Below are 25,689 nucleotides of genomic sequence, written 5' to 3'. Positions count from 1 at the left end.
AATAAATTTAATCGTAGAATTTTTTACCTTTAACGAATAATTAGTTTCTCAAGTCATTAGACGGAACCGAAAACAATAATATATAGGAGAATAAATGGATATGACTTTAGTATATACAGTAATAGGGTTTGCCCTTGCTGGATATAGCGTAATCGCTAACGACTCAATTCAAACACTTGGTACCTTTATAGCTTCAAAAAAGAAGTGGTTTAAATGGTACGTGCTAGCTGGATCGGCATCAGCAGTTATGATTTTTGCGTTAGCTTGGGGGTGGTATACTTATGATGGTGATATTTCTTACGGAAGATTAACTAGAATACCTTATCAAGAAATTCAATGGTATCATGCAGTAGCACCTGCAATACTATTATTATTAACAAGAATTGGGATACCGGTATCAACAACCTTTTTAGTTCTTTCAGCATTTGCTTCAACCGTTGTGCTTGAAAAAATGTTGTTAAAAAGCGTTGTAGGTTATGGATTAGCAGCAATGGTTGCTTATATAGCCTGGATAGCAGTATCAAAGTTTATTAATGAAAAATTTGATGAAGTAGATGACAAATGGAGAAGCTTTTGGAGAAATGCTGTTTGGGTTTCATCGGGTTGGTTATGGTGGGTTTGGTTATCTCACGATGTAGCTAATATTGCTGTATATCTGCCTAGGCAATTAGATTTATCATTACTTTTAATTGTAATGGCCTATTTTACTTCATTACTATTTTATATTTTCTACATTCAAGGTGGACCAATTCAAAAAGTTGTTCTTGAAAAAACAGGAACAAGATATGCAAGATCAGCTACAATTATTAATGTGATTTATGCTGGTGTTTTATTCTACTTTAAAGAGCTTAATGATTTGCCAATGTCAACAACATGGGTGTTCGTTGGGTTATTGTGTGGTAGAGAACTTGCAATATCAACTATGAATAAAGACTATAAATTTAAGTATGTCTTCCCATTAATTGGTAAAGACTTTCTTAAAATGATTTTTGGATTAAGTGTTTCAGTAGGTATCGTTTTAGCGATCCACTACATTATTATCCCAAATAATTGGTTTTAAATAAATCTTTATGGTCGTGTTATATTATTTAACACGGCCATATACGTCCTGATATCTAACAATATCACTTTCTTTCAAAATTGAGCCAATTTGAGCTTCAACAATTTTTACAGGTTTTTTTCCTGAGTTTTGAACTCTATGGATTGCCTCTAACGGAATGAATATATGTTCACCAGGTTTTTTAATTATAATATCTTTATTAAGCGTTATTTTGGCATTACCTTGGGTGACTAACCAATGTTCAGCTCGGTGATGGTGTTTTTGTAAACTTAAGATTCCTTTTGGTTTTACATATAGTTCTTTTATTAAAAATTCTTTTCCTTCAAATAAATTGGTGTATCTGCCCCATGGACGGTAATACACATTTTTTTTCTTTATATATTTGTTTTTATTTTTGTCATACATCTTCAGAATTTCTCTCCAACTACCAAGATCTGACCAAGGTATATCTAATTTGATAGCGTTAATTTGTTTGGTTTTTTCAAGAATTGCATAATCAAATGATTTGGCGGTTGCTTTTATAAATGAAGCTTTATTTAAGCGATAAGTATTAGCTTTATATTTTGCTTTATTAACTGCATTTACACAATTTTTATAAGTTTTAGGTTGATATTTTTTAAAGTTATTAATAATGGAGTCTTTTCGGAGATAAAACATCCCTGAATTCCAATAACCTTTATTCTTTATAATTTGTTTTGCTTTAGCTTCTTTTGGTTTTTCAATAAATCTTGTTACTTTATTAATATTTCCTTTAATTTTTTTAGTTAAAAAATAACCATAATCACTAGTTGGAGATTTAGGTTTAATTCCAAAAACAAATATATTTTCTTTATTTAGATTTGATTTATTTTTTTTTATTGCCTTATTAAAAATACTCATTTTTTCAATCAGATGATCTGCTGTAAAAAACATTAAAGGCTGATGGTCTGGAATATCTTTAATTAAAGCAGTGCTTAAAATAGCTGGTGCAGTGTTCCTTTTAGCTGGTTCTACAACAATTTTATATTTATTTATTTTGTTTTTTCTTAAATGCTGTTTTACTTTGCTTAAGTATTTCTTATTAGTGCTAATAATTGGAGGGTCGTAAATTGATGCTTTAGTTCTCTCAAGTGTTTTTCCAAGTAAAGTCCAATTACCAAAATCAATAAACTGCTTTGCTTGATGATTTTTAGAATTTGGCCAAAGTCGAGTTCCAGCACCTCCACATAAAATAACTGGACGAATTTTCATTAAATTTCTGAATAATCCTTAACTTCTTTTTTCTTACCTGGATGAGTTGGTGCACCTAAATACGCAGGTCCAACTGTTTGTGCATATTTCCATAAAGTACCAGATCCAAAATCTGATTTTCTAGCCTTCCATTTTCTTTTTCTTGTAGCTAATTCTTTTTTAGAAAGTCTTACGTTAATTGTTCCTTTTTTAGCATCGATATCAATGATGTCACCTGTACGTAAAAGGCCTATAGGACCCCCTAGAGCGGCCTCAGGGCCTACGTGACCCACACAAAAGCCTCTAGTGGCTCCAGAGAACCTACCGTCAGTAATAAGGGCTACTTTCTCCCCTTTTCCCTGTCCATAAATTGCACTTGTTGTCGATAACATTTCTCTCATACCAGGGCCTCCGACAGGTCCTTCGTATCTAATTATAATTACATCACCATCATTATACTTTTTGCTTTGAACAGCTTTCATTGCACTTTCCTCATTTTCAAAGCATCTTGCTTTACCAGTAAATTGTAATTTTTTAAGTCCTGCAACTTTAACAATTGCACCCTCTGGAGCTAAATTTCCTTTCAATCCAACAACACCTCCTGTTGGTGATAATGGATTTTTATAAGATCTCATTACTTTTTGTTTTGGATTAAATTTAATTTCTTTTAAATTTTCCTTCATAGTTTTTCCAGTAACAGTCATGCAGTCACCATGAATATATCCGCCTTCATATAAAGTTTTTAATAACATTGGAACACCACCTGCTAACCACATATCTTTTGCAACATATTTTCCACCTGGTTTTAAATCTGCAAGATAAGGTGTTCTTTTGAAAATTTTAGCAACATCCATTAAGTCAAATTTAATACCTGCTTCGTTCGCAATAGCAGGTAAATGTAATCCTGCATTTGTAGAACCACCTGTTGCAGCAACAACAGTTGCAGCATTTTCTAAAGCTTTTCTTGTAACAATGTCTCTTGGTTTAATTCCTTTTTTCAAGAGGTTCATAACTGTTTTACCACTAGCTTTTGCGTATTTATCTCTTTCTTCATATGGAGCTGGTGTTCCTGCTGAATAAGGAAGTGCTAATCCAATTGCTTCAGATACACATGCCATTGTATTTGCAGTAAATTGACCTCCACAAGCGCCTGCACTAGGACAAGCAACTAATTCTAATTTTCTAAGTTCTGCAGCAGACATTTGACCTGTTGAATGTTTTCCAACCGCCTCAAATACATCTACAACTGTTACGTCTTTTCCTTTATATTTGCCTGGAAGGATTGATCCACCATATATAAATACACTTGGTACATTCAATCTAACCATAGACATCATTAGACCAGGTAAGGATTTATCGCACCCTGCGATACCAACTAAAGCATCATAACAATGACCTCTAACCGTAAGTTCAGCAGAGTCAGCAATTACTTCTCTAGATATCAATGAAGACTTCATTCCTTCATGACCCATTGCAATACCATCAGTAACGGTAATTGTACAAAATTCTCTTGGAGTTCCACCATTAGCTCTAACTCCTTTTTTAACTGATTGGGCTTGTCTCATTAAGGCAATGTTGCAAGGAGCTGCCTCATTCCATGTAGAAACCACACCAACAAAGGGTTTTGCTACATCTTTCTCAGTTTCTCCCATAGCATAATAAAACGATCTATGCGGAGCTCTATCTGCACCTAATGATGTATGTCTACTTGGAAGTTTCTTTTTATTAAATTTAGCCATTATATACCCTTTATTGTTACTGATATTTTCTCAATATCATTCTTTAAATTATTATAATTATTTTTTTCTTGTTCAACAATCTCTTTTGGAGCTCGGTCTACAAAACTTTTATTCTCTAATCTTTGAGATATTTTATTCATCTCTTGCTCCAATCTACTTTGTTTATTTGTTAAATTTTCTTTAATTAATTTTAAATCAACATCTTTATCGAAATAAATCTTAAACAAATCTCCAGAAACAACCATTGTCGCAGCTGGTTTATCTAAATCCTTATCTAATATGCTGTTTATTCTTCCTAGTTTTTTTAGAATAATTTCATTCGTATTAATAAAATCTTTTTGATTTTTATTAATGTTGCTTATTGATACATCAATGAATGAGCCTGGACTTACATTTAACTCGTTTTTAAATGATCTAATCTCTGAAATAATATTGATGATATTTTCAACTTGTTCGGTGCTACTATCTTTGTTTATTTCACCAGATAACCAGTTTTTAAGCATAAGATAATCGCTACCATCATTATCAAATTTGTTTTTGAGCCAAATTTCTTCAGTAACAAACGGAATAAAAGGATGTAGCAAAATCAAAATTTGTTTAAATACAAAAGATGATACTTTTTTAACCTCTGCTTTAGCTTTTTCATCTTCTGAAAATAGTATTGTTTTAGATAGTTCTAAATACCAATCACAATACGAATGCCATGCAAATTGATAAGCGTTTTTAGCTGCTTCATCAAATCTGTAATCATTAAGGTTTTTTTCTATCTTATTTTTAGTTTCAATAAGTTCTGAGTAAATCCATTTGTTGATATTTACATTTAAACTAGGAACTTTATCTATATCTTTAAAATCACATTCATTAGTGATTAAAAAGTTATTTGCATTCCATAATTTGTTTAAAAAATTTCTATAACCTTTAACTCTATCCTCAGAAAGCTTAACATCTGTACCTGGTGATGCCATTGATAACAAAGTAAATCTTAGTGCATCAGCACTATATTTTTCAATTAAATCTAAAGGATCAATTACATTTCCTTTCGATTTAGACATTTTCTGTCCCTTCTCATCTCTAACCAATGCATGAACATAAATATCTTTAAACGGTTCTTTATTTAAAAATTCAGTACCAAACATAATCATTCTAGCTACCCAGAAAAATATAATGTCAAAACCTGTAACTAATACTGACGTTGGATAAAATTTATCGACATATTTATTATCATCCGGCCAACCAAGTGTTGCAAAAGGCCATAAGCCAGATGAGAACCAAGTGTCTAAAACATCTAGATCACGATTTAATTCAACATTTTTACCATAATGTTTTTTAGCTTGTTGTTTTGCATCATCTTCATTTTCAGCAACAAAAATTTTTTCATCAGGACCATACCAAGCAGGTATTTGATGGCCCCACCAAAGCTGTCTTGAAATACACCATGGCTCAATATTATTCATCCATTGAAAATAAGTTTTTGACCAATTCTCAGGAAAAAAATTTGTTTTCTTTGAATTAACAACTTCTTTAGCTTTAACTGATAATTTACTAGCATCAGCAAACCATTGTTCTGTTAGGAAAGGTTCGATTATTGAATTGGATCTATCTCCATAAGGAACTTTATTTTTAATATTTTCTTCTTTTACAAAAAATTCTTTTTCTTTAAGTTCTTTTAAAATTCTTTTTCTAGCTTCAAACCTATCAAGACCTCTGTAATATTCTGGAGCATTTTCATTTATTTTACCTGCTTCTGTAAAAATATTAATTATTTCAAGATTGTTTCTTTGACCTACATCATAGTCATTGAAATCATGTGCAGGAGTTATTTTCAATGCCCCTGTTCCTTGTTCAGGATCTGCATAGTCATCTTCAATAATTTTTATTTTTCTTCCAACAATTGGAATAGTAACTGTTTTTCCAACAAAGGATTTAAATCGTTCGTCTTTTGGATTTACAGCTATAGCTGTATCACCAAGCATAGTTTCGGGTCTTGTCGTTGCAATTGTAATAAATTCTTCCGTTCCATCTATTGGATATCTGATGTAATAAATTTTAGAATTTACTTCTCTTTGATCTACTTCTAGGTCTGAAATAGCTGTTTTTAAAACTGTATCCCAATTAACTAGTTTCTTATCTTTATAGATTAAACCTTTGTTATAAAGGTCTACAAAAACCTTAATTACTGATTTGGATAAATTCTCATCCATGGTAAAGGCATTTCTTGACCAATCACAAGAGCAACCTAGTTTTTTTAATTGGTTAATTATTATGTCTCCGTATTGCTCTTTCCATTCCCAAACTTTTTCAATAAATTTTTCTCTACCAATTTCATTTTTATCAATTTTTTCTGATGTTAATTTTTTTTCTACTAAAGCTTGAGTAGCTATGCCAGCGTGGTCCGTTCCCGGTTGCCATAAAGTTTCAAAATTATTCATTCTATGGTAACGAACTAATAAATCTTGAATTGAATTATTAAGAGCATGTCCCATGTGTAAACTACCCGTCACATTTGGTGGAGGTATTACAATTGAGAATTTTTTTGAATTTTCTTTAGGTTTAAAAAGACCATTTTTTTCCCAATAAGAATAAATTCTATTTTCTACATCAGAATGTATATATTTATCGCTACTCATTGGTGTTAAAGTTTATAATTTAATAATCTAAATTAACAATAATCAATTTGGATCGTTATTTAATAGACTAATAGAAAAAATTTAATATAAAAAGGCATCTGGAGCTATTAGCTAAAAATAAGATGGCAACGTGGCGGAATGGTTACGCAGAGGATTGCAAATCCTTGTATCCCGGTTCGATTCCGGGCGTTGCCTCCAAAAAAAATCTTGTTTTAGTTATAAAAAAAAGTAAGTTGGCTTTTTTACATTCCTCGGTAGCTCAGTTGGTAGAGCAGTTGACTGTTAATCAATTGGTCGCAGGTTCGAGTCCTGCCCGAGGAGCCAAAATGAAATTAAAAAATAGAATATCTCTAAAATTAATATCTAGGGTCTTAATTAAAACTTTAATTAAACTGCTTTAGAAATTCCTGATCCTGAAATTTGTAAAGATTTATTAAATTTTAATTTTTGATCAGCATTAAGTTCTGAATATAATTTAACTAAAAAATTATAATTAACATTCATGTGACCTTCTTGTGATTTTTCCAAATTCACTAAATATTCTGAAAAATCTTCAAAGAAATAATTAATCGGTACTTTTAAATAGTTTGCAAGTTGAAGTAGTCTTATCGAACTTACACCGTTAGTCCCTTTTTCGTATTTTTGAATTTGTTGAAATGTTACATTAATTGCTTTTGCTACTTTAGTTTGTGTTAGACCTAAAGCTAATCTTCTCAGCTTAAGCTTATTGCCTAAGTGTTTATTGAAATTATCTTCCATTAAGACCCCTCTTAATTAAATTTATAAAGTCTATTCAACCTATTTATTAAAGTTACTGCAATAGAAAAATTTATTTTTTTTTGAAAGAAATTTGGAATAATCAAAATACTGTCAAGCATTAGTTGAATGGAAAATAAACATATTTCGATTGCTTTAATCTAAATTTATTGCCTTAAATTAATATATTTTTTATAGTATTTGACTTAAAAACAGCTTGGTCCTATCACTCTTAGGGTTAGCAAAAAACTCTTTAGTTTCAGCTCTTTCAACAATCATTCCTTCATCCATAAAAATAACCTCATCAGCTACTTCTTTAGCAAATCCCATCTCATGAGTAACAACTATCATTGTCATACCTTGGTTTGCTAAATCAACCATTACGTCTAAAACTTCTTTAATCATTTCTGGATCAAGAGCTGATGTAGGCTCATCAAACAACATTATTTTTGGTTCCATACAAAGTGCTCTAGCAATGGCAACTCTTTGTTGTTGACCACCTGATAATTGACCAGGAAATTTGTGAGCTTGGTCAAGAATTTGAACTCTTTCTAAATGTTTTAAAGCCAATTCTTCAGCTTCTTTTTTTGGCATTTTTTTTACCCAAATTGGTGCAAGAGTACAATTATCTACAATTGATAAATGAGGGAATAAATTAAACTGTTGGAATACCATTCCAACTTCTGCTCTAATTTGTTCAATATTTTTTGTATCTTCAGTTAAAGTGTTTCCATCAACAATAATATCACCTTGCTGATGTTCTTCTAATCTATTGATACATCTAATTAATGTAGATTTACCTGATCCTGATGGGCCACAAACAACAATTTTTTCTTTTGGCTTAACCTCTAGATTAATATCTTTTAAAACTTGAAAATCACCAAACCATTTATTTACATTTTTTATTTGAATAATACTTTCAGACATAATTTATCGCTCTGTTTTATATTTCTGTTCTAGATTATAGCTATACTTACTCATTGCATAACAAATAATCCAGAAAATTATTGCAGCAAAAACATAGCCTTCCATAGCAAAACCTAACCACTCTGGATTAGTTTTGGCTAAATTTAACATTCCTACTATTTCAAGTAAACCAACTACAAATATTAAAGGAGTATCTTTAACTAAAGCTAAAAAAGTATTAGCAATACCTGGAATTACTAATTTTAAAGCTTGAGGAAGAATTACAAATATATGCATTCTCCAATATCCCATACCTAATGATTTTGCAGCTTCATATTGACCACGTGGTAATGCTTGTAAGCCTCCTCTAATAACTTCAGCAACATAAGCCGCCTCAAACAAAGAAATAGCTATTATACATCTCACCAACTTATCTATAAAAAAATCTGCAGGTAAAAACATTGGAAACATCACAGCAGACATAAATAAAACTGTAATTAACGGAACACCTCTCCAAAATTCAATAAAACCAATTGATATATATCTTATTAATGGAAAATCTGATCTTCTACCAAGAGCAAATGCCATTCCTATAGGAAAACAGAAAATTAAACAGAAAAATGAAATTATAAATGTAAGTGATAATCCTCCCCAAGCTCCAGTTTCGACCCAATTTAATCCATCAAGTTTACCTAATTCAATTAATTCCTCGTAAAAGATGAAATATTTTAAAACAATATAAAGAGTAATTGGCACAAATATAAAATAATAAAATTTAAATTTACTTGGAATAAAGAAACCAATAATTATTGAAATTACTGCTGCGATTATTCCGTAAGAAAAGTCAAAAAATACAGGACCGCCTGATATAAAAAAGAAAATAAATAGGAATGCTATAAATGGATAAATTACAACATAATATAAAGTTAAATATTTTTTAAATTTTTCTGTAGCAAAATATCCTACAGAACCTAAAAGAGCTAAGGCAATAAAAGATAAATTTATTCTCCACTGTTCTGCATTTGGATACATTCCATACATAAATCTTCGAAACCAGACTTTTATGTAAGTCCAACAAGCACCAGTGCCTGAGCAAACATCTTTACTATCACCAGCAAAACTTGCATCGACCACAAACCAACTTAAAACTGGTGGTATTGATTTAATAATTACAAATATAATTAATAGGGATAAGATTGCATTAAAATTACTTGTATTAATATTTTTATTTACTTGATCTAGAAATTTATTACCACTGTGTTCAATTCTAATAAAATACAGTCCTATAAAACCTAGTATAATTGGAATTATAAAGCTTAATGATTCAGGTAAAAATCCAGTGATGTTTAATCTAAAGAATGAATTAAGAAAAACATCAATAACACTAATAACAAATAAAAATGAACCCATATATAAAAAGGTAGTCAAATTATCTTTATCTGGTTTTAAAAAATTAATTTTTGACATTTATTTTTCCTTAATAGCAATTTTTTTATTGTACCAATTCATAAGAATTGAAATTGAAATACTTAAGCTTAGGTAAGTAAACATCGTTATTGAAACTATTTCAATCGCTTTACCAGTTTGCATTAATGCAGTCCCCGCAAAAACTAGTACTAGATCAGGATAAGCAATTGCAGCAGCTAATGAAGAATTCTTAGTTAAATTTAAATATTGGTTTGTTGTTGGTGGAATAATAATTCTTAATGCTTGTGGCATAACAACTAATTTTAAAACTTGGTTAGGATTCAATCCAATTGATGCAGCTGCCTCTTTTTGACCTTTACCTACACCTTGAATTCCAGCTCTTACACACTCAGCAATAAAAGTTGCTGTATATAATGCCAGCGATAAAGTTAAAGCTATTAATTCAGGGGGTAAGCTTATACCACCTTCATATTTGAATGATGTTGCAGCTAATTGCTTTAATTTAGGAATTTCAAACGATAAACTCACACCTCCAATTAAAAAGCTAAGTAAAGGTAATATAAAAATTAAACCTACTGATATCCAAAAAACTGGTAACTGTTTACCTTGCGTTTCTTGAACTTTTCTTGCATGAATTCTAATTACAACTATTGCAATTATTGCTGCAATTATTGAATATAAAAATACATTAAGATTTTCCCAAACAAATGCTGGAACATACAAACCTTTAATCGTTAAGAAAAAAACACCTAACATTGCATCCGCATCTTGAGGCAATGGTAGAGCTCTTAAAGCAGCAAAATACCAAAAAAATATTTGTAAAAGTAATGGGATGTTTCTAAAAAATTCCACATAAAAGGCAGCAAACTGATTTATTAAATAGTTTGGCGAGAGTCTTGCAACACCAACTATAACTCCCAAAATTGTTGCAATAACAATTCCAATTACAGAAACTAAAATAGTATTAAGCAAACCAACTAGATAGGCTCTGAAGTAAGAATGGGATCCATCGTATTCTATAAGTGAAAATTGTACATCAAATGAAGATTCTTGTGAAAGAAACCCATATCCAAAATCAATACCTCTATTCTCCATATTGATTTGGGCATTATATGTAAAAAATCCAAAAACTAATACTACAACTAAAACGGTAATTAATTGGGGAATGATTTTTTGTAATTTTAGGTCCATTTGAACGCTTATAAAAAAAAGGGCTAGAAAAATCTAGCCCTTTTTAATTAGTTAAATGTGCAATTATCTTGCAGGTGGTACATAAAGAATTCCACCTTTAGTCCACAATTCATTTGGACCTCTGTCAGGTAAAATTCCAGTGTCAGCTATATTTCTTTTGTAGCTTTCACCATAGTTACCAACTTGCTTAATAATTCTTAAGCTCCACTCATTGTCTAGACCAAAAGCAGCACCTAATTCACCTTCAGCACCAACTAATCTTTTTACAGCTGGGTTATCTGAAGTTTTCATTGAGTCTGCGTTTGCAGAAGTAATTCCATACTCTTCTGCTTCGATCATAGCATTTAAAGACCATCTAACGATATCTTCCCATACAGAATCACCTTGTCTTACAACTGGTCCTAAAGGCTCTTTAGAAACAGTTTCAGGTAATACAATGTGTTCATCTGGGTTAGACATTTTAGTTCTTTGTGCAGCTAGACCTGATTTATCAGTAGTGTATGTATCACATCTACCAGCATCATAAGCAGCTACAACTTCATCAGCTTTTTCGAAAGCAACTGGCTCATAAGAAATTCCTTTAGAGTTGAAGAAGTCTCTCATGTTTAACTCAGTTGTTGTACCAATGTTTGTACAAGCTGAGATACCATCTTTGAATTGGCTTGTTGAAGTAATACCAGAACTTTTTCTAACCATGAAACCTTGACCATCGTAGAAGTTTACTCCAACGAAAGTAAGTCCGATATCAGCATCCCTAGAAAGAGTCCAAGTTGTGTTTCTCGATAAGATATCAATCTCACCAGAAGTTAAAGCTGTAAATCTTTCTTTAGCACTTAGTGGTGTAAACTTTACTTTGTTTGCATCACCTAGTACTGCAGCAGCTACCGCTCTACATACATCAACATCAATACCAGTCCAATTTCCTGCAGCATCAGCATTAGAAAATCCTGGAAGACCTTGAGATACTCCACATCTTACAAAACCTTTCTTTTGAGTGTTTTTAAGTGTTTTAGATTTTTTAGCAGCCATAGTTTCTGTTGTAAAAGTAAACAACACTGCAACCATAGCAACTAAAGAAGTTAATTGTTTTAAGTATTTAAACATTATTCTTCCTTTATGTTATTTTTATTTGTTAACAAATAATTCAAAATTACTTTTGAATATTTCTAATTTAAGCATGTAAGAAATTACTGTTCAAGGAAAAATAATTAAAAAATCAAGTTCAATATAAAATTACGTCAAGCTAAATATTAAATTATTATTTGCTAAAAATGTGAGAAATGGCGCGCCCTGAAGGATTCGAACCTACGACCCTCGGTTTAGAAAACCGATGCTCTATCCAGCTGAGCTAAGGGCGCAATATATATCGATATATATAATACTTAATTAATTTTTAAAAAGAAATTTTTTAGCAATCAACAATAAAGATATCAGTTCAACCCTTCCGATAATCATAAAAAATATTAGAAAATATTTGGTTAAAAAATGCAAATTTTGAAAATTAAAGTCCGATAGACCATAAGCAGATGAATTAACCGTATTCATTAATGTCAATACAGCTAATTTAAATGAATATTCAAATTGAATATTAGACAAAGACAATAAGATTGTTAAAGAAAAAAGTGAAATAACAAAAATTAAGATTGTTAAAAAATATTTATTTATGTCTTTTGTATCAAATTTAATTTTAGAAAAAACAAGCTTATTCATGAATACATTTTTTGGCCTGCTAAAAGAAAGAATTTGATTAATAGAATATTTTGTTAAAGAATATATTTTTAAAAACCTTAAACCTGAGCTTGTAGAAAAAAAAGATCCACCAATAATTACAAGTAAGATATATATAAAGTGTAAGTTAGCTTGATCAACTTGAAGAGAAATACCAATATTAGAAATGCTACTCACTAAAGATAAAAAACTAAATATGAAATTAGCATTATAACTAAAGAAAACAAAAAAAATACTTACAATTACAATAAAATATAAAAATAAATGTATATCTTCATAAAAGAAATTTAAATTTTTATTTCTTAAAAAAATTAAATTATATGTAAAAAAAATACTAAAAAAGGAAATTAGCATTAAAAAAGAGAATATAATTATTTGAAATTCATTTATTAAAATTGACGAAAGTTCATTCACAGGTAGAAATCCCCCTGAAGAAATTATCGTCATTGCTAAATTAAGTGAATTAAATGATCTAATTCCAAGAACATTTAGAATAATAAAAATCGATATGGTTAATCCAGAGTATAATAAAAGAATTTTAATTGATTGTTTTAAAATCTCAGAAGAATTAAAAGATAAAAAATTAGTTAAAGATTTTTTTAAACTTTCGTCATAGATATCAATTAAAAAAATAATAGAGTATAAAAAATATAAACCACCTATCCATTGTATTGATGATCTCCATAGAATTAATCCTTGATCAATATGTTTAATATTTTCAAAAACAGTAAAACCTGTTGAAGTAAATCCAGAAACAGCTTCGAATAAAGAATTTAAAAAAGATAAATTATAAATACTCAAATAAAAAGGTATCGATAAAATCAAGGGCATTAAAAAATATCCCAATAAGATGGTTAATATTTTTTCAAATACCGAAGGTTTTTTGGAGGAAATTTTAATTTTGTAAAATATTATTCCGATTACCGCAGAAATAATTAAGCTAAAATAATATGTGTTTAGATTTAGGTATAAATTAAAATAATATGAATAAATAATATTAAAAAAAGAAAAGAAAGAAATTAATATAAAAAAAAAACTTAAGTATTTTACTCTAAAGTATGACATTTAATTAAATAGAACTAATTCTAAATATATTTTCTACTACTGAAATTGAGTCTTTCTTTGCTAAAAAAACAACTTTATCCTCCTTTTGAAAAACAAAATTTGATCGAGGTATAATAACTTTATTTTCTCTTAATACAGCACCTATTCTTATTTCTTCTGGCAAGTTAGAATTTTTTAATTCTTTATTAATAAGTTCTGATGTTTCTATAATTTCAGCTTCAATTACTTCATATTCACCATTCATAATTGTATAAGCTGTTTCGATGGTACCTTTATGAATATGTTTTAAAATACTTGAGACAGTATTCATTCTAGGATCTATGAGATCATCAATTTTTAAAGAATTTTGTAATAGAGAGTAATTTGGCTTATTAATTAGAGCCATTGTTCTTTTGTCATCTACATCTTTTTCATCTTTTGCAAATTTTTCAACAAGAACACTTACCATCAAATTATCTTCATCATCATTTGTTAAAGCAAGAACCGTTTCTGCTTCTTGTAAATTAGCCTCTACGAGAACCTCCTCATCTAAAGCATCTCCATTAATAACAATCGTATTATTTAATTCACTGGCAAGAAATTCGGCTCTTTCTTTTTGTTTTTCAATAATTTTAACTCTTGCTGCATCCAACGTTTCTTCAATATTTTTAGCTAAATTAAAACCTATATTCCCACCACCTACAATTAAAATGTTTTTAGATACTTTTTCTTCATGTCCAAAAGCTTCTAGAGTATCTAACATTTGTGATGAATTGATTATTACATAAATTTTATCATTTTTTCGAACATCATCATTTTTCTTTGGAATTAAAAATTTTTCATCTCTAATTATTCCAATAATGTTTGCATCTAAATTAGGATGTTTTTTTGTCAAATCATTAAGTTTAATGTTAATTAATTTACAATTTTCATTAATTAAAATCTCTAATAATCTTATTTTATTATCTGCAAATGGAACACTGTCTAGTGCTCCTGGCGCCTCAAGTTTTCTTTGTATTGATTTTGCAATTTCAATTTCAGGGGAAATGATGACATCTATTGGTAAATTCTCTTTATTATAAACTCTTGTAAATTTTGGGTTTAAATAATCTTGAGATCTTATTCTTGCTATCTTTTTTGGAATTTTAAAAATTGAAAAGGCTATTTGACAAATAAGCATATTAATTTCGTCATTTCTCGTAACTGCTATAATCATGTCAGTCTCTGCTGCGTTAGCTTTTTCCAGAATAGACGGATAAGTTCCTTTTCCCACTATAGCTTTAACATCTAAAGCATCATCAATTTTTTGTATATCTTCGCTAGAAGGATCAACAACAGTTATAGAATGACCTTGTTCACTTAGCTGTTTAGCTATAGTAAACCCTACTCTTCCAGCCCCACAAATGATTATATTCATCTAATTAAATTCTTTGATGCCCAAACCTTTTAATTTTCTATGCAATGCGCTTCTTTCCATTCCAACAAAATTTGCCATTTTAGAAATATTTCCATTAAATTTCTTAAGTTGAATAGTTAAATACTCCTTTTCAAACTTTTCTCTAGCATCTTTTAATGGCACAGAAAGGCTATTTTCAGACAATTGATCATCAAAATTTGTATTTTTTAAAGACTCCTTAATGATATTTGAAATTTTATCTTTTGAATCTGGTTGTAATATTGCAATCCTCTCAATTAAATTTCTTAACTCTCTAACATTACCATGCCAATTATGATTGAGAATATAACTATTGTTTTCATCTATATCTAATTCTTTAATATTATAATTCTCAGATATTTTTCTTGAAAAATATTTGATTAACAAAGGAATATCAGAAATTCTTTGATTTAATGGTTCAATATTTATCTCAAAAACATTTATTCTATGAAATAAATCCTCTCTAAAATTTCCAATTTCTATTTCTTTTTTCAAGTCTTTACTTGATGAGCAAATTAATCTTACATTTACACTTACATCATTGGCACCATTAACTCTCTTAAATTTTTGATCTGTAAGAACTCTTAAAATTTTAGATTGAATATCTAATGGTATCTCTGAAACTTGATCTATTAATAGAGTTCCTTTATTTGCTTTTTCAAGAGCACCATACGAGATAGAGCCATTTTCTTTTTCTTCTCCAAATAACTCTAATTCATATTTACTTGAATCTAGTAAGGCACCGTTTAATATTATGAATTGATTTTTACTTCTGTTAGATAGTTTGTGAATTTTTCTTGCAACCAATTCTTTACCGGAACCAGATGGTCCATTAATAAAAACTCTACTTTCTGTAACTGAAATCTTTTCTATTTGATTTTGAATGTTCAATATATTTTTACTGTTTCCTATTAATTCATAAGAAGAAAATAATTTGCTTTCGTATTCTTTATTTTGTTTCTTAAGATTATAATTTTCTACCGCTCTTTTGACAAAATTTAATAATCTTTCTTGATCAAATGGTTTTTCAATAAATTCAAAAGCTCCTTCATGAAGTGATTTTACAGCCATTTCAATACTTGCATGACCAGAAATTATAATGACAGGCACATCTTTATCTTTGGATTTTATATGAGATAAAAGTTCTATACCATCATTATCTCCTTTATCTAATTTTACATCCAATATTGCAACATCAGGTAATTTTTTATCTATCTCAGCTAGTGCTTGGTTATAATTTGCTGCTAAACGAGTTTTATAGCCAGCATCTATAATTAATTCATTAATTATATTTCTGATATCAACGTTGTCGTCTACAATTAAAATTTCTTCACTCATTATTGTTTTATAAATGAAATATTAATTTTTGCACCATTTTGAATTGGTATAAATTCAATTTTTCCATTATGATCATTAATTATTTTGTTAACTATTGATAATCCTAAACCGGTTCCATTTTTCTTAGTTGTGAAATACGGATTAAGTATATCTTTAATATTATTTTTTAATTCACTAAAACCAACACCATTATCTTCTATAGATACTTCTATGTGGCTATCATCTTCAGTAAGTTCAATAGTGATTTTTTTGCTGAATTTGTCGTTGTTTTGAGCTTTTTGATTAATGCTTTCTATAGAATTTTTAATCAAATTTAAAAATACTCTACTTATTTGCTCTTTATCGCTCTCTAAAACAATTTTTTCAAAATCTTTTTTAAAAGTAATATCAATAGAATTGTCTAATTCTTTTAGCAAATTTATATTTTCATGAATTATATTTACTAAATTATTTTCTCTAAAAATTGGTTTAGGCATTCTTGCAAAGTCAGAAAATTCGTTAACTAATTTTTCGATTTGTTTTATTTGATTATTTATAATTTTTAAATTTTCTTTAAAGTTTTCAGTTTCATTTTTGTCTAATTGTTTAGAATATTTATTTTTTAATCTATCTATAGTTAATTGAATTGGTGTAAGTGGATTTTTAATTTCATGAGCAAGTTTTCTAGCTAAGCTACCCCATGCTTCATGTCTTTCGTTAATAATTAGTTTTTCTTGCTGGCTTTTCAGTCTGTCTATCATTAAATTAAAATTTTTATTTAAATTCTCTAAATCTTTGTCTGTCTTAACTTCAGGAACTTTTGCATTAAGATTCCCTTGTCCAATCGATGTTGATGCAAGAATTAAATTATTGATAGACCTAAAAAATCTAGACGAAAATTTTATTGCTATAGAAATAGAGACAAACAATAAAACACTAACAACTATAATATAAATAATAGCAAATGAGATTTTGATACCAGTGCTTTTTTCCTCGACGGTGTAATAAAAATTAATAGCTTCTTCAGACTCTGTTAAATACCTTGAAATATCTTTATCTAAATATTTAACAACATATAAAAATCTATCTTCAAAATTTTGCAATCTCATTATTGCAGCGGAAATATTTGCGGGTGCATTAATAATCTTTAAAGGACGATCATCATCCAAAACTAAATTTAAAGCTTTATCAACTGGAGGGACATATGATTGATCATCATTTAAAGTTGAAAATAAAAGTTTTTTATTAATATCTATAATGTGTACCTCATCAACATCTCTTATCAATTTTTGTGTATTTAAAAATCTCTTATATTCATTTTGATTATCATTTAGAAATTTTTTACTTTTATTCGTATCAAAAGCTATTAAAACAATATCAGATTGAATTTTATTTCTAATTTCCTCAACATAATTTCTTGCTAACTCGTAAGAATTGTTAACAACTGTGGTAACTTTTTTGTCAAAATATTTTTCTAAAGCAAAAGAAAATAAAAAGAGTGAAAATATTGAAATTAGTACTGATGGAATTAAAGTAAATAAACCAAAGTATGTAATGTATTTTTTATTGGATTTAAAACCATCCTTATCGATATCATTTTTAATTGCGTTCTTAATTTCAATAAAAATATAAACAAAAAGTGCTACTAAAAGGACAATATTTAGAACTAATAATATTTGTAAATTTTGATCTGATAATTCAATAAATCCTTTATCAATAAAAGTTAAAAAGGTTAAAAAACCTATCGCTAAAGTGATAATAAATAATATTATTAGATATATATTTTTTTTAATAAAATCGTACATTTGAATATAAAAAATACTATATAAATGAATAATTATTTTATAATACTAGCATCAGGACAAAGCAAAAGATTTAATTCAAATAAACCAAAGCAATTCAATATTTACAAAAACAAAGCTCTTTTTAAACATTCTTTAGAAAAAGCATTAAAATCAAAGCTATTTAAAAAAATTATATTAGTCGTAAATAATAAAAAAAGTATTAAAGAAAAATTTCCTAAAAATGTATCAATAATAAAGGGTGGTAAAGAGAGATCTGATTCTTCTTCAAAAGCCTTAAAATATATTAAAAAATTTAAACCTAATAATGTTCTAATTCACGATGCTGCAAGACCAAACTTCACTATCAAGATTTTAAAAAATCTAATTAAATCACTTAAAAACAACAAAGCAGTAATACCTTCTATAAATTCAAAAGATTCTATTAAATACAAAATAAAAAACCAACTTTTTAACTTAAATAGAAATAATTCAATTTTAACTCAAACCCCTCAAGCTTTTAAATTTAAAGATTTATATAATCTTTCAAATAAACAAAAAGATAAAATTACTGATGAAGCAACATTATTTATTGAAAACAATCTAAAAATTAAATTTATTAAAGGAGAAAATTTAAATAATAAAATTACTTTTAAAGAAGATATAGAAACTAATAAAACTTATTTTGGTATAGGTTTTGACATTCATAGATTAATAAGAGGCAAAAAACTTTTTTTAGGTGGTGTTAAAATCCCTTATCACTCAGGACTTAAGGGACACTCAGATGGAGATGTGATTATTCATTCAATAATCGATTCTCTTCTTGGAGCTATGAGAAAAAAAGATATTGGTACCTTTTTTCCGGATAATCAAAAAAAATATAAAAATATTAGATCCCATAAAATGCTTAAACCTATTATTGAAATATTAAATAATAATGATTTTTATATAAATAATTTAGATATAAATTTAATATGTGAACAACCAAAAGTTTCAAAGCATCGTGATAAAATAATCAAATCTCTATCTAATTTATTAAATATTGATAAAGAATTAATAAATCTAAAAGGTAAAACAGTAGAAAAACTTGGATTAATCGGAAGGGAAAAAGCAATAGCTTGTGAAGTTATATGCTCAATTACGCAATGAAAAAAATAAATGTTTTGTTGTCAACTTTTTTTGGCTATGGATATTTAACTAAAATTCCTGGAACTATAACCTCTGTTGTGACAACTGTTTTTATTTATATTGCTTATGAAATTCTAGGTTACACAGATCTTAAATTTTCAATTATCTTTTTTACACTTTTATTCTTTTATTCATTTTATGCAGTAAAAGACACTGAATCTGAATTTAAAAATAAAGATCCAAGGCAAATAGTAATTGATGAAGTATTAGGGCAATCCATGCCTTTAATTTTATTATTGTATTTAAATCAAACCAATCAGATAAGTATTTCAATCGAAATTTATTATATTTTATCTTTTCTATTTTTTAGATTTTTTGACATCCTAAAACCTTTTCCAGTAAGTTATTTTGATAAAAATCATAAGAACTATTTTGGAATAATTATGGATGATATAATGGCAGGATTATATTCAATGATATTAATATACTTAATAAGTTTAAAATTCTAATGAGCATTCAATTACTTCATAAAAAATTAATTAAGAAAAAATTAACTGTATCCGTAGCTGAGTCTTGTACAGGTGGATTATTGGCTCATAATTTCACCAAATTAGCTAATTCATCAAAATACTTTCAAATGGGTCTGACCACTTACTCTAATCAAGCTAAAATAAAGATGTTAAAAGTTAATAAAAATATTATTAAAAAATATGGTGCGGTAAGCAATGAGTGTTGTAAGGCAATGGTTCAAAATTTATCTAAAATTTCAAAGAGTAAAATCAACGTGTCGATAACAGGAATTGCTGGTCCAGGCGGTGGATCAAAAGAAAAACCGGTTGGTCTTGTTTATATTGGTGTCAAAAAAGGTGCAACTTTGCTTATCAAAGAAAATAAATTTAAATCAAAAAATCGAAATTTAATACAAAAATCAACAGTTCGTACTGCAATTAAGATAATCAGTAAAATTATTTAATACTTTCAGCTCTTTTTTGAAACGCGTCTGCTATCTTTTCCAAGCCAAATTGAAAAGATTTAGTCATTAAAATGTTTAAAAACTTATTTTCGATTTCAAAATCAATATCAAATAAAACTTCTGTTTTGTAACCATCAGCATCATTTCCTACTTCAATAAATTTCCAATTATTTTCTAAATGGTTTAACGGTCCACCTAAATTAACAACATGAATATGATCATTTTTTTTATTTAATTTAACGTCACTTTTAAATGTATCCTTAAACGGCCCTTTACCTATTGTAAGATCCGCAATTATATTTATTGTATCCCCTTTATCACTTCTCTCATAAACTTTTGAATTATCACAGAAAGGAATAAATTCTGGGTATTTTTCAATATCTAAAACAAACTCAATTAGCTTATCTTTTCTATTATCAATTAATCTCTTAACTGATGCTTTTGGCATTAATTATTTTTTAATCTGTTTTGTTGAAGTTTCGCAAAATCTTCATCAGCATGATATGAGGATCTTGTTAAAGGGGATGAAGAAACTAACAAAAATCCTTTGGCTTTTGCTATTGTTCCTAAATCTTCAAATTCTTTTGGTGTGTAATATCGATCTAATGGATAATGTTTGGTAGAAGGTTGTAAATATTGACCGATCGTTATGAAATCAACATCTGCAGCTCTTAAATCATCCATGATTTGTAAAATTTCGTCTCTTGTCTCCCCTAAGCCAACCATTATTCCTGATTTAGTAAAAATATTTTTATTAACTTTTTTTGCATTTTTCAAAAGTTCTAAAGATGCAAAATACCTAGATCCAGGTCGAACTTTTAAATAAAGACTAGGGACAGTTTCAATATTATGATTAAAAACATCAGGTTTAGCAGCTAATACTTTTTTATATGCATCTCCTTTTCTTAAAAAATCAGGTGTTAAAACCTCAATAGTTGTATTCGGGTTCGTTTTTCTAGTTTGATTAATCACTTCAAAAAAATGTTCTGATCCACCGTCATCTAAATCATCTCTATCCACTGAAGTAATCACAACATGTTTTAAATTTAATTTTTTTACTGCTTCTGCAATCTTAATAGGTTCAAGTTGATCCAATTTTCCTGGCACACCAGTTTTAACATCACAAAAAGCACAAGCTCTTGTACATGTGTCTCCCATAATCATAAAAGTTGCATGTCGCTTACTCCAACATTCGGTTATATTTGGGCAGTTTGCTTCCTGACAAACAGTTACAAGATTATTGTTATTTACTATTGTTTTAGTTAAAAAAAATTCCTTACTATTTGTAAGCTTTGATCTAATCCATTCAGGTTTTTTTTTAATTGGATTAATCGGTTTGTTTTCTTTTTCTGGATGTCTACTTTTCATCTTTTTTAATTATATAAATTGTCTCATTTTTTTTACCAAACAAAAATCGTTCTCTAATTAAAGTCTCAATATAATCAAGGTCTAAATTAGTGCTTAGAAGTGAATTTTTGTGATCTACATCTTCTATTCTACTATTTAGGGTTAATTCTTCTTTTTTCAAGTTAGACAAAAGTTCCTTTTTTTCTATAAACGAAAAAAGACCTCTTTCTCCAGATACTAAATTGAAACCAAAATAAAAAATAAGAAAAACAGATATTAATAAAAAATAATTTCTTTTTATTAATCGAAGCATTAATTGATCTTATTCATCCTCGCTTTTTTTCCAAGTTCTTCTTCGATACGGATTAATTGATTATATTTTGCAACCCTTTCAGATCTGGCTAAAGATCCTGTTTTAATTTGATTTGAATTAGTACCAACCGCTAAATCAGCAATAAACGTATCCTCACTATCACCTGATCGGTGAGATATAATTGTTTTATATCCAATGATTTGAGCAAATTTAATTACATCTAAAGTTTCTGAAACAGTGCCAATTTGATTTAATTTTATTAAAATAGAATTTGAGGAAATATTTAAAAAACCTTTCTTTAATCTTTCCAGGTTTGTTACGTATAAATCATCTCCAACAATCTGAACTTTTTTTATTGACCTCATTAATTTATTCCATGCTAACCAATCATTTTCAGCAAATGGATCTTCTATAGACTTAATTTTATATTTTTTAATTATTTTTTGATATTCCTTAATAGATTTATCTACTGAAATATAACTTTTTGAATGAATAGAGTATTTGTTCTTTTTATATAATTCATTAGCAGCCACATCTAGGCAAATAGAAACTTCTTTCCCATTAATAAACCCTGATTTTTTAATCGCACTCACAATTAAATCTAAAGCTTGATTATTACTACTGATCATCGGTGCAAACCCACCTTCATCACCTACTGAAGTTGATAAACCTTTGTCTTTAATTAATTTGCTTAAGTTTTTAATGACAACAAAACAAATCCGCATTGCCTCAGAAAAACTTTTTGCACGATCAGGTCTGATCATAAACTCCTGAATTCTAAGACCATTATTTGCATGCGCTCCACCATTAATAATGTTCATTAATGGATAAGGTAATTGAAAGTTATTTTTTTGAGAAAAAGTTTTATACAAAGGTAATTTTTTTACTTTTGCAGACAATTTTTTTACAGCCATAGAAACAGCTAACATCGTATTAGCTCCTAAGTTAGTTTTTTGTCTTGTACCATCCAAGTTAATTAACAAAGCATCAATTCTTTCTTGATTATGGATACTTTGTCCTTTTAATTTTTTTGAAATCTTTGTGTTAACTAAGTTAACTGCATTTAAAACACTTTTTCCTAAATACCGTTTATTATTTTTATCTCTTTTCTCAAAAGCTTCAAAAGTTCCTGTGGAAGCACCTGAAGGACAAATAGCGGATGCACTATTATTTTTAATATAAACCTCTGCCTCTACTGTTGGATTTCCTCTGCTGTCAAAAACTTGACGTGCTTTTACTTTTAAAATTTTACTCACTATTTTTTAATTAGATTATCTATATCGTGTAATTGTTTTAATAGATTCTCTAATTTATTCAATGGTACCATGTTTGGTCCATCTGATGGAGCATTATCAGGATCTTGATGCGTTTCAATAAATACACCAGCAACTCCAACCGCAACTGCAGCTCTTGCTAAATATTCAACAAATTCTCTTTGACCACCTGAGGATTCTCCTTGGCCACCTGGTTGTTGAACAGAATGAGTTGCATCAAAAATTACTGGATAACCATTCTTTGCCATAATGGGTAAAGATCTCATGTCAGAAACTAAAGTGTTGTAACCAAAGCTTGCACCTCTTTCAGTTACTAATATTTTATCATTTCCAGACTCTGAAATTTTTTTTGTTACATTAACCATATCCCACGGTGCTAAGAACTGACCTTTTTTTACATTAATAATTTTATTTGTTTTAGCTGCAGCAATTAACAAGTCTGTTTGTCTACATAAAAAAGCTGGGATTTGCAAAACATCAACATGTTTTGAAACAATTTCACATTGTTCAGAATTATGTATGTCTGTTAAAATGGGTACATTCAATTCTTTTTTAATTTTATCAAATACAGGAAGTGAAGCATCTAATCCTGCTCCCCTTTTACCTTTTAAACTTGTTCTATTCGCTTTATCAAATGAAGTTTTGTAAATAAATCCAAGGCCAAATTTTGAAGTAATTTCCTTAATTTTTCCAGCCATATCCATTGCATGTTGCTCTGTCTCTAACTGACAAGGGCCTGCAATAATACAAATCTTATTATTGTTTGAAATTTCTATATTTTCACAATTTACTTTAATCGCACTCATCTATGATTTTTTGCTGCTTTGATAAAAGAAGAGAATAAAGGATGTGGGTTCAAAGGTCTAGATTTAAATTCAGGATGAAACTGAACTCCTATAAACCAAGGATGATTTTTAAGTTCAATTATCTCTGGTAGCTTATGATCTGGGGATAAACCTGAAAATATTAATCCTTTCTTCTCAAATTTTTCTTTATATGAAATATCCACTTCATATCTATGTCTATGTCTTTCTTTAATTAATCTAGACTTGTAAATATCCCTTATTTTAGATTTATCTTTTAAGATAGCATCATAAGAACCAAGTCTCATGGTACCCCCTAAATCTTTATCTGTTCCTTTAACTTTTCTGCCACTTTTCTCCCATTCATGCATCAAGCCAATAATATGAACGCCACTTTTATCAAACTCAGAAGAAGTTGCTTTTTTAATCTTTAATTGATTTCTAGCAAATTCAATTATTGCCATTTGCATTCCATAACAAATTCCAAGGAACGGAATTTTATTTATTCTTGCATACCTTATCGCCTCAATTTTACCCTCAGTTCCCCTTTTACCAAACCCACCTGGAATTAGAATTCCTGAAACATTTTTAAGTTTATTTTTTATTTCTGAAACTTTTAATTTTTCAGAGTCTATTCTAACCAAATTAACTTTAAGATTATTGGATATTCCTCCATGAGTGAGTGCTTCATCTAAAGATTTATAAGCATCCTTTAATTCAACGTATTTTCCAATAATTGCAATGTTAACATTTCTTTTAGTATTAAGAGTGATTTTAGTTATTTTTTTCCATGGTGTTAAATTATTTGATTTTTTGGATTTTATTTTGAAATAATTTAAAACTTGAACATCTAATTTTTCATTAGCAAAACTAATCGGTGCCTCATAAATAGTTTTAACATCGACAGTTTCAATTACATTTTTAATATCAACATTACAAAACAAAGATATTTTTTTTCTATGTTCTAAAGGAATAGGTCTTTCTGATCTACAAATTATAATATCAGGTTGAATACCAATACTTCTTAGTTCTTTTACGGAATGTTGTGTTGGTTTGGTTTTTATTTCATCCGATGCTTTTAAATAAGGAACTAAAGTTAAATGAATAAATAATGCATTTTTTTTACCAATATCATTCGAAAATTGTCTTATCGCTTCTACAAATGGTAAACTTTCTATGTCCCCTACTATTCCGCCTATTTCACAAATGACAAAATCTTCTTTAGATGTATCGTGTTTTATAAATTCTTTAATTCTATCCGTAATATGTGGAATAACTTGAACAGTTTTACCTAAATACTGACCTTTTCTTTCTTTTCTAAGAACATCACTATAAATTTTTCCAGTTGTAATGTTATCTGTTTTCTTTGCAGTTACACCTGAAAATCTTTCATAGTGACCTAGATCTAAATCTGTTTCAGCCCCATCATCGGTTACAAAAACCTCTCCATGTTGAAACGGACTCATTGTTCCCGGATCCACATTTAAATAAGGATCTAATTTTCTTAGACGAACTTTGTAACCTCTTGATTGTAATAAATATGCTAAAGATGCTGAAGAGAGACCTTTACCAAGGGAAGAAACCACGCCGCCGGTGACAAATATATATCGCGCCATGGAAGTATCTTATA

Annotated in this window: 22 protein-coding genes and 3 tRNA genes; 6 read left to right on the top strand and 19 right to left on the bottom strand. The window is 28.6% G+C overall.

Translation table 11 applies throughout. The features are described 5' to 3' along the window. Positions 1-94: 94 nt before the first annotated feature. Positions 95-1,060, top strand: a complete 966-nt coding sequence (locus ACTT9R_RS04425; protein ID WP_440926823.1) for a hypothetical protein — start codon at positions 95-97, stop codon at positions 1,058-1,060. A gap of 24 nt (positions 1,061-1,084) precedes the next feature. Here the strand turns inward: ACTT9R_RS04425 and ACTT9R_RS04420 are convergent, their stop codons facing one another. From ACTT9R_RS04420 to ACTT9R_RS04410, 3 genes are read right to left on the bottom strand one after another with little or no spacing between them, the layout of a single operon-like run. After that, entirely contained in the window at positions 1,085-2,290 is a 1,206-nt protein-coding gene (locus ACTT9R_RS04420) for a sugar phosphate nucleotidyltransferase (protein WP_440926822.1), read from the bottom strand. Then, the gene (gene ilvD, locus ACTT9R_RS04415; RefSeq protein ID WP_440926821.1) at positions 2,290-4,008 is read right to left on the bottom strand and encodes a dihydroxy-acid dehydratase; all 1,719 of its coding nucleotides are present in this window, start codon (positions 4,006-4,008) and stop codon (positions 2,290-2,292) included. Before ilvD ends, ACTT9R_RS04420 begins: the two co-directional genes overlap by 1 nt. Then, complete coding sequence (locus tag ACTT9R_RS04410; protein ID WP_440926820.1) at positions 4,008-6,635, bottom strand: valine--tRNA ligase; 2,628 nt, start codon at positions 6,633-6,635, stop codon at positions 4,008-4,010. Before ACTT9R_RS04410 ends, ilvD begins: the two co-directional genes overlap by 1 nt. A 124-nt stretch (positions 6,636-6,759) precedes the next feature. On the opposite strand from ACTT9R_RS04410, the gene ACTT9R_RS04405 reads away from it, so the two are divergent. Together ACTT9R_RS04405 and ACTT9R_RS04400 are read left to right on the top strand one after the other, a co-directional pair. Then, positions 6,760-6,833: transfer RNA gene (locus ACTT9R_RS04405), tRNA-Cys, on the top strand. A gap of 50 nt (positions 6,834-6,883) precedes the next feature. Continuing rightward, positions 6,884-6,959, top strand: a tRNA-Asn gene (locus ACTT9R_RS04400). Positions 6,960-7,022: 63 nt separating this feature from the next. Here the strand turns inward: ACTT9R_RS04400 and ACTT9R_RS04395 are convergent. From ACTT9R_RS04395 to ACTT9R_RS04350, 10 genes are all read right to left on the bottom strand, one after another. Next, complete coding sequence (locus ACTT9R_RS04395; protein ID WP_075504160.1) at positions 7,023-7,394, bottom strand: helix-turn-helix domain-containing protein; 372 nt, start codon at positions 7,392-7,394, stop codon at positions 7,023-7,025. Positions 7,395-7,583: 189 nt separating this feature from the next. Further along, positions 7,584-8,318: an amino acid ABC transporter ATP-binding protein gene (locus ACTT9R_RS04390; protein WP_440926819.1), complete on the bottom strand. Its 735-nt coding sequence runs from the start codon at positions 8,316-8,318 to the stop codon at positions 7,584-7,586. A 3-nt stretch (positions 8,319-8,321) separates the two neighbouring features. Further along, positions 8,322-9,764: an amino acid ABC transporter permease gene (locus ACTT9R_RS04385; RefSeq protein WP_440926818.1), complete on the bottom strand. Its 1,443-nt coding sequence runs from the start codon at positions 9,762-9,764 to the stop codon at positions 8,322-8,324. Next, a complete protein-coding gene (locus tag ACTT9R_RS04380) occupies positions 9,765-10,916 on the bottom strand; it encodes an amino acid ABC transporter permease (protein ID WP_440926817.1) in 1,152 nt (383 codons plus the stop codon). A gap of 63 nt (positions 10,917-10,979) precedes the next feature. Further along, positions 10,980-12,020 carry an amino acid ABC transporter substrate-binding protein gene (locus tag ACTT9R_RS04375; RefSeq protein ID WP_075484502.1) on the bottom strand — a complete coding sequence of 347 codons (1,041 nt, stop codon included), beginning with the start codon at positions 12,018-12,020 and terminating at the stop codon, positions 10,980-10,982. Positions 12,021-12,197: 177 nt separating this feature from the next. Further along, positions 12,198-12,274, bottom strand: a tRNA-Arg gene (locus tag ACTT9R_RS04370). Between the two features lie 28 nt (positions 12,275-12,302). Further along, complete coding sequence (locus ACTT9R_RS04365; protein WP_440926816.1) at positions 12,303-13,475, bottom strand: TrkH family potassium uptake protein; 1,173 nt, start codon at positions 13,473-13,475, stop codon at positions 12,303-12,305. A 238-nt stretch (positions 13,476-13,713) separates the two neighbouring features. Beyond that, the gene (gene trkA, locus ACTT9R_RS04360) at positions 13,714-15,105 is read right to left on the bottom strand and encodes a Trk system potassium transporter TrkA (protein ID WP_440926815.1); all 1,392 of its coding nucleotides are present in this window, start codon (positions 15,103-15,105) and stop codon (positions 13,714-13,716) included. Next, positions 15,106-16,461 (bottom strand): sigma-54-dependent transcriptional regulator, encoded by a 1,356-nt coding sequence (locus ACTT9R_RS04355; RefSeq protein ID WP_440926814.1) that lies wholly within the window; start codon positions 16,459-16,461, stop codon positions 15,106-15,108. It lies immediately after the preceding gene. After that, positions 16,461-18,245, bottom strand: a complete 1,785-nt coding sequence (locus ACTT9R_RS04350; protein WP_440926813.1) for an ATP-binding protein — start codon at positions 18,243-18,245, stop codon at positions 16,461-16,463. Before ACTT9R_RS04350 ends, ACTT9R_RS04355 begins: the two co-directional genes overlap by 1 nt. Positions 18,246-18,269: 24 nt before the next feature. On the opposite strand from ACTT9R_RS04350, the gene ispF reads away from it, so the two are divergent. From ispF to ACTT9R_RS04335, 3 genes are read left to right on the top strand one after another with little or no spacing between them, the layout of a single operon-like run. Further along, complete coding sequence (gene ispF, locus ACTT9R_RS04345; RefSeq protein WP_440926812.1) at positions 18,270-19,370, top strand: 2-C-methyl-D-erythritol 2,4-cyclodiphosphate synthase; 1,101 nt, start codon at positions 18,270-18,272, stop codon at positions 19,368-19,370. Beyond that, positions 19,367-19,858 carry a phosphatidylglycerophosphatase A family protein gene (locus tag ACTT9R_RS04340; protein WP_440926811.1) on the top strand — a complete coding sequence of 164 codons (492 nt, stop codon included), beginning with the start codon at positions 19,367-19,369 and terminating at the stop codon, positions 19,856-19,858. Before ispF ends, ACTT9R_RS04340 begins: the two co-directional genes overlap by 4 nt. Further along, entirely contained in the window at positions 19,858-20,322 is a 465-nt protein-coding gene (locus ACTT9R_RS04335) for a CinA family protein (protein WP_440926810.1), read from the top strand. The genes ACTT9R_RS04340 and ACTT9R_RS04335 overlap by 1 nt, the downstream gene beginning before the upstream one ends. Here the strand turns inward: ACTT9R_RS04335 and ACTT9R_RS04330 are convergent. The 6 genes from ACTT9R_RS04330 to ACTT9R_RS04305 are packed head-to-tail and all read right to left on the bottom strand — an operon-like array spanning position 20,315 to position 25,675. Beyond that, entirely contained in the window at positions 20,315-20,770 is a 456-nt protein-coding gene (locus ACTT9R_RS04330) for a type II toxin-antitoxin system RatA family toxin (protein ID WP_440926809.1), read from the bottom strand. The two genes, ACTT9R_RS04335 and ACTT9R_RS04330, sit on opposite strands and share 8 nt — an antisense overlap. After that, positions 20,770-21,690, bottom strand: coding sequence for a lipoyl synthase (gene lipA / locus ACTT9R_RS04325; protein WP_440926808.1), 921 nt, complete (start codon positions 21,688-21,690; stop codon positions 20,770-20,772). Before lipA ends, ACTT9R_RS04330 begins: the two co-directional genes overlap by 1 nt. After that, positions 21,680-21,982, bottom strand: a complete 303-nt coding sequence (locus ACTT9R_RS04320; RefSeq protein WP_440926807.1) for an FtsB family cell division protein — start codon at positions 21,980-21,982, stop codon at positions 21,680-21,682. Before ACTT9R_RS04320 ends, lipA begins: the two co-directional genes overlap by 11 nt. After that, positions 21,982-23,238, bottom strand: a complete 1,257-nt coding sequence (gene eno, locus ACTT9R_RS04315) for a phosphopyruvate hydratase (RefSeq protein ID WP_440926806.1) — start codon at positions 23,236-23,238, stop codon at positions 21,982-21,984. The genes ACTT9R_RS04320 and eno overlap by 1 nt, the downstream gene beginning before the upstream one ends. Next, on the bottom strand, positions 23,238-24,062 hold the full coding sequence (kdsA, locus tag ACTT9R_RS04310) for a 3-deoxy-8-phosphooctulonate synthase (protein ID WP_440926805.1): 825 nt from the start codon (positions 24,060-24,062) through the stop codon (positions 23,238-23,240). Before kdsA ends, eno begins: the two co-directional genes overlap by 1 nt. Next, entirely contained in the window at positions 24,059-25,675 is a 1,617-nt protein-coding gene (locus ACTT9R_RS04305; RefSeq protein WP_440926804.1) for a CTP synthase, read from the bottom strand. Before ACTT9R_RS04305 ends, kdsA begins: the two co-directional genes overlap by 4 nt. Between the last annotated feature and the right edge of the window lie 14 nt (positions 25,676-25,689).

Source organism: Candidatus Pelagibacter sp., assembly GCF_052049835.1.
In the GTDB taxonomy this organism is placed as follows: domain Bacteria; phylum Pseudomonadota; class Alphaproteobacteria; order Pelagibacterales; family Pelagibacteraceae; genus Pelagibacter.
This window is presented reverse-complemented; position numbering and strand designations above follow the sequence as displayed.

Bases quoted from the DNA above. Each gene is read 5' to 3' on its own strand.
- ACTT9R_RS04380 (WP_440926817.1), bottom strand. From the start codon at position 10,916: ATGGACCTAAAATTACAAAAAATCATTCCCCAATTAATTACCGTTTTA.
- ACTT9R_RS04395 (WP_075504160.1), bottom strand. From the start codon at position 7,394: ATGGAAGATAATTTCAATAAACACTTAGGCAATAAGCTTAAGCTGAGA.
- lipA (WP_440926808.1), bottom strand. From the start codon at position 21,690: ATGAAAAGTAGACATCCAGAAAAAGAAAACAAACCGATTAATCCAATT.
- ACTT9R_RS04305 (WP_440926804.1), bottom strand. From the start codon at position 25,675: ATGGCGCGATATATATTTGTCACCGGCGGCGTGGTTTCTTCCCTTGGT.
- ACTT9R_RS04375 (WP_075484502.1), bottom strand. From the start codon at position 12,020: ATGTTTAAATACTTAAAACAATTAACTTCTTTAGTTGCTATGGTTGCA.
- ACTT9R_RS04410 (WP_440926820.1), bottom strand. From the start codon at position 6,635: ATGAGTAGCGATAAATATATACATTCTGATGTAGAAAATAGAATTTAT.
- ACTT9R_RS04420 (WP_440926822.1), bottom strand. From the start codon at position 2,290: ATGAAAATTCGTCCAGTTATTTTATGTGGAGGTGCTGGAACTCGACTT.
- ACTT9R_RS04390 (WP_440926819.1), bottom strand. From the start codon at position 8,318: ATGTCTGAAAGTATTATTCAAATAAAAAATGTAAATAAATGGTTTGGT.
- ACTT9R_RS04340 (WP_440926811.1), top strand. From the start codon at position 19,367: ATGAAAAAAATAAATGTTTTGTTGTCAACTTTTTTTGGCTATGGATAT.
- ACTT9R_RS04330 (WP_440926809.1), bottom strand. From the start codon at position 20,770: ATGCCAAAAGCATCAGTTAAGAGATTAATTGATAATAGAAAAGATAAG.
- kdsA (WP_440926805.1), bottom strand. From the start codon at position 24,062: ATGAGTGCGATTAAAGTAAATTGTGAAAATATAGAAATTTCAAACAAT.
- ACTT9R_RS04365 (WP_440926816.1), bottom strand. From the start codon at position 13,475: ATGCCCTTGATTTTATCGATACCTTTTTATTTGAGTATTTATAATTTA.
- ACTT9R_RS04335 (WP_440926810.1), top strand. From the start codon at position 19,858: ATGAGCATTCAATTACTTCATAAAAAATTAATTAAGAAAAAATTAACT.
- ACTT9R_RS04320 (WP_440926807.1), bottom strand. From the start codon at position 21,982: ATGCTTCGATTAATAAAAAGAAATTATTTTTTATTAATATCTGTTTTT.
- ilvD (WP_440926821.1), bottom strand. From the start codon at position 4,008: ATGGCTAAATTTAATAAAAAGAAACTTCCAAGTAGACATACATCATTA.
- trkA (WP_440926815.1), bottom strand. From the start codon at position 15,105: ATGAATATAATCATTTGTGGGGCTGGAAGAGTAGGGTTTACTATAGCT.
- ispF (WP_440926812.1), top strand. From the start codon at position 18,270: ATGAATAATTATTTTATAATACTAGCATCAGGACAAAGCAAAAGATTT.
- ACTT9R_RS04355 (WP_440926814.1), bottom strand. From the start codon at position 16,461: ATGAGTGAAGAAATTTTAATTGTAGACGACAACGTTGATATCAGAAAT.
- ACTT9R_RS04385 (WP_440926818.1), bottom strand. From the start codon at position 9,764: ATGTCAAAAATTAATTTTTTAAAACCAGATAAAGATAATTTGACTACC.
- ACTT9R_RS04350 (WP_440926813.1), bottom strand. From the start codon at position 18,245: ATGTACGATTTTATTAAAAAAAATATATATCTAATAATATTATTTATT.
- ACTT9R_RS04425 (WP_440926823.1), top strand. From the start codon at position 95: ATGGATATGACTTTAGTATATACAGTAATAGGGTTTGCCCTTGCTGGA.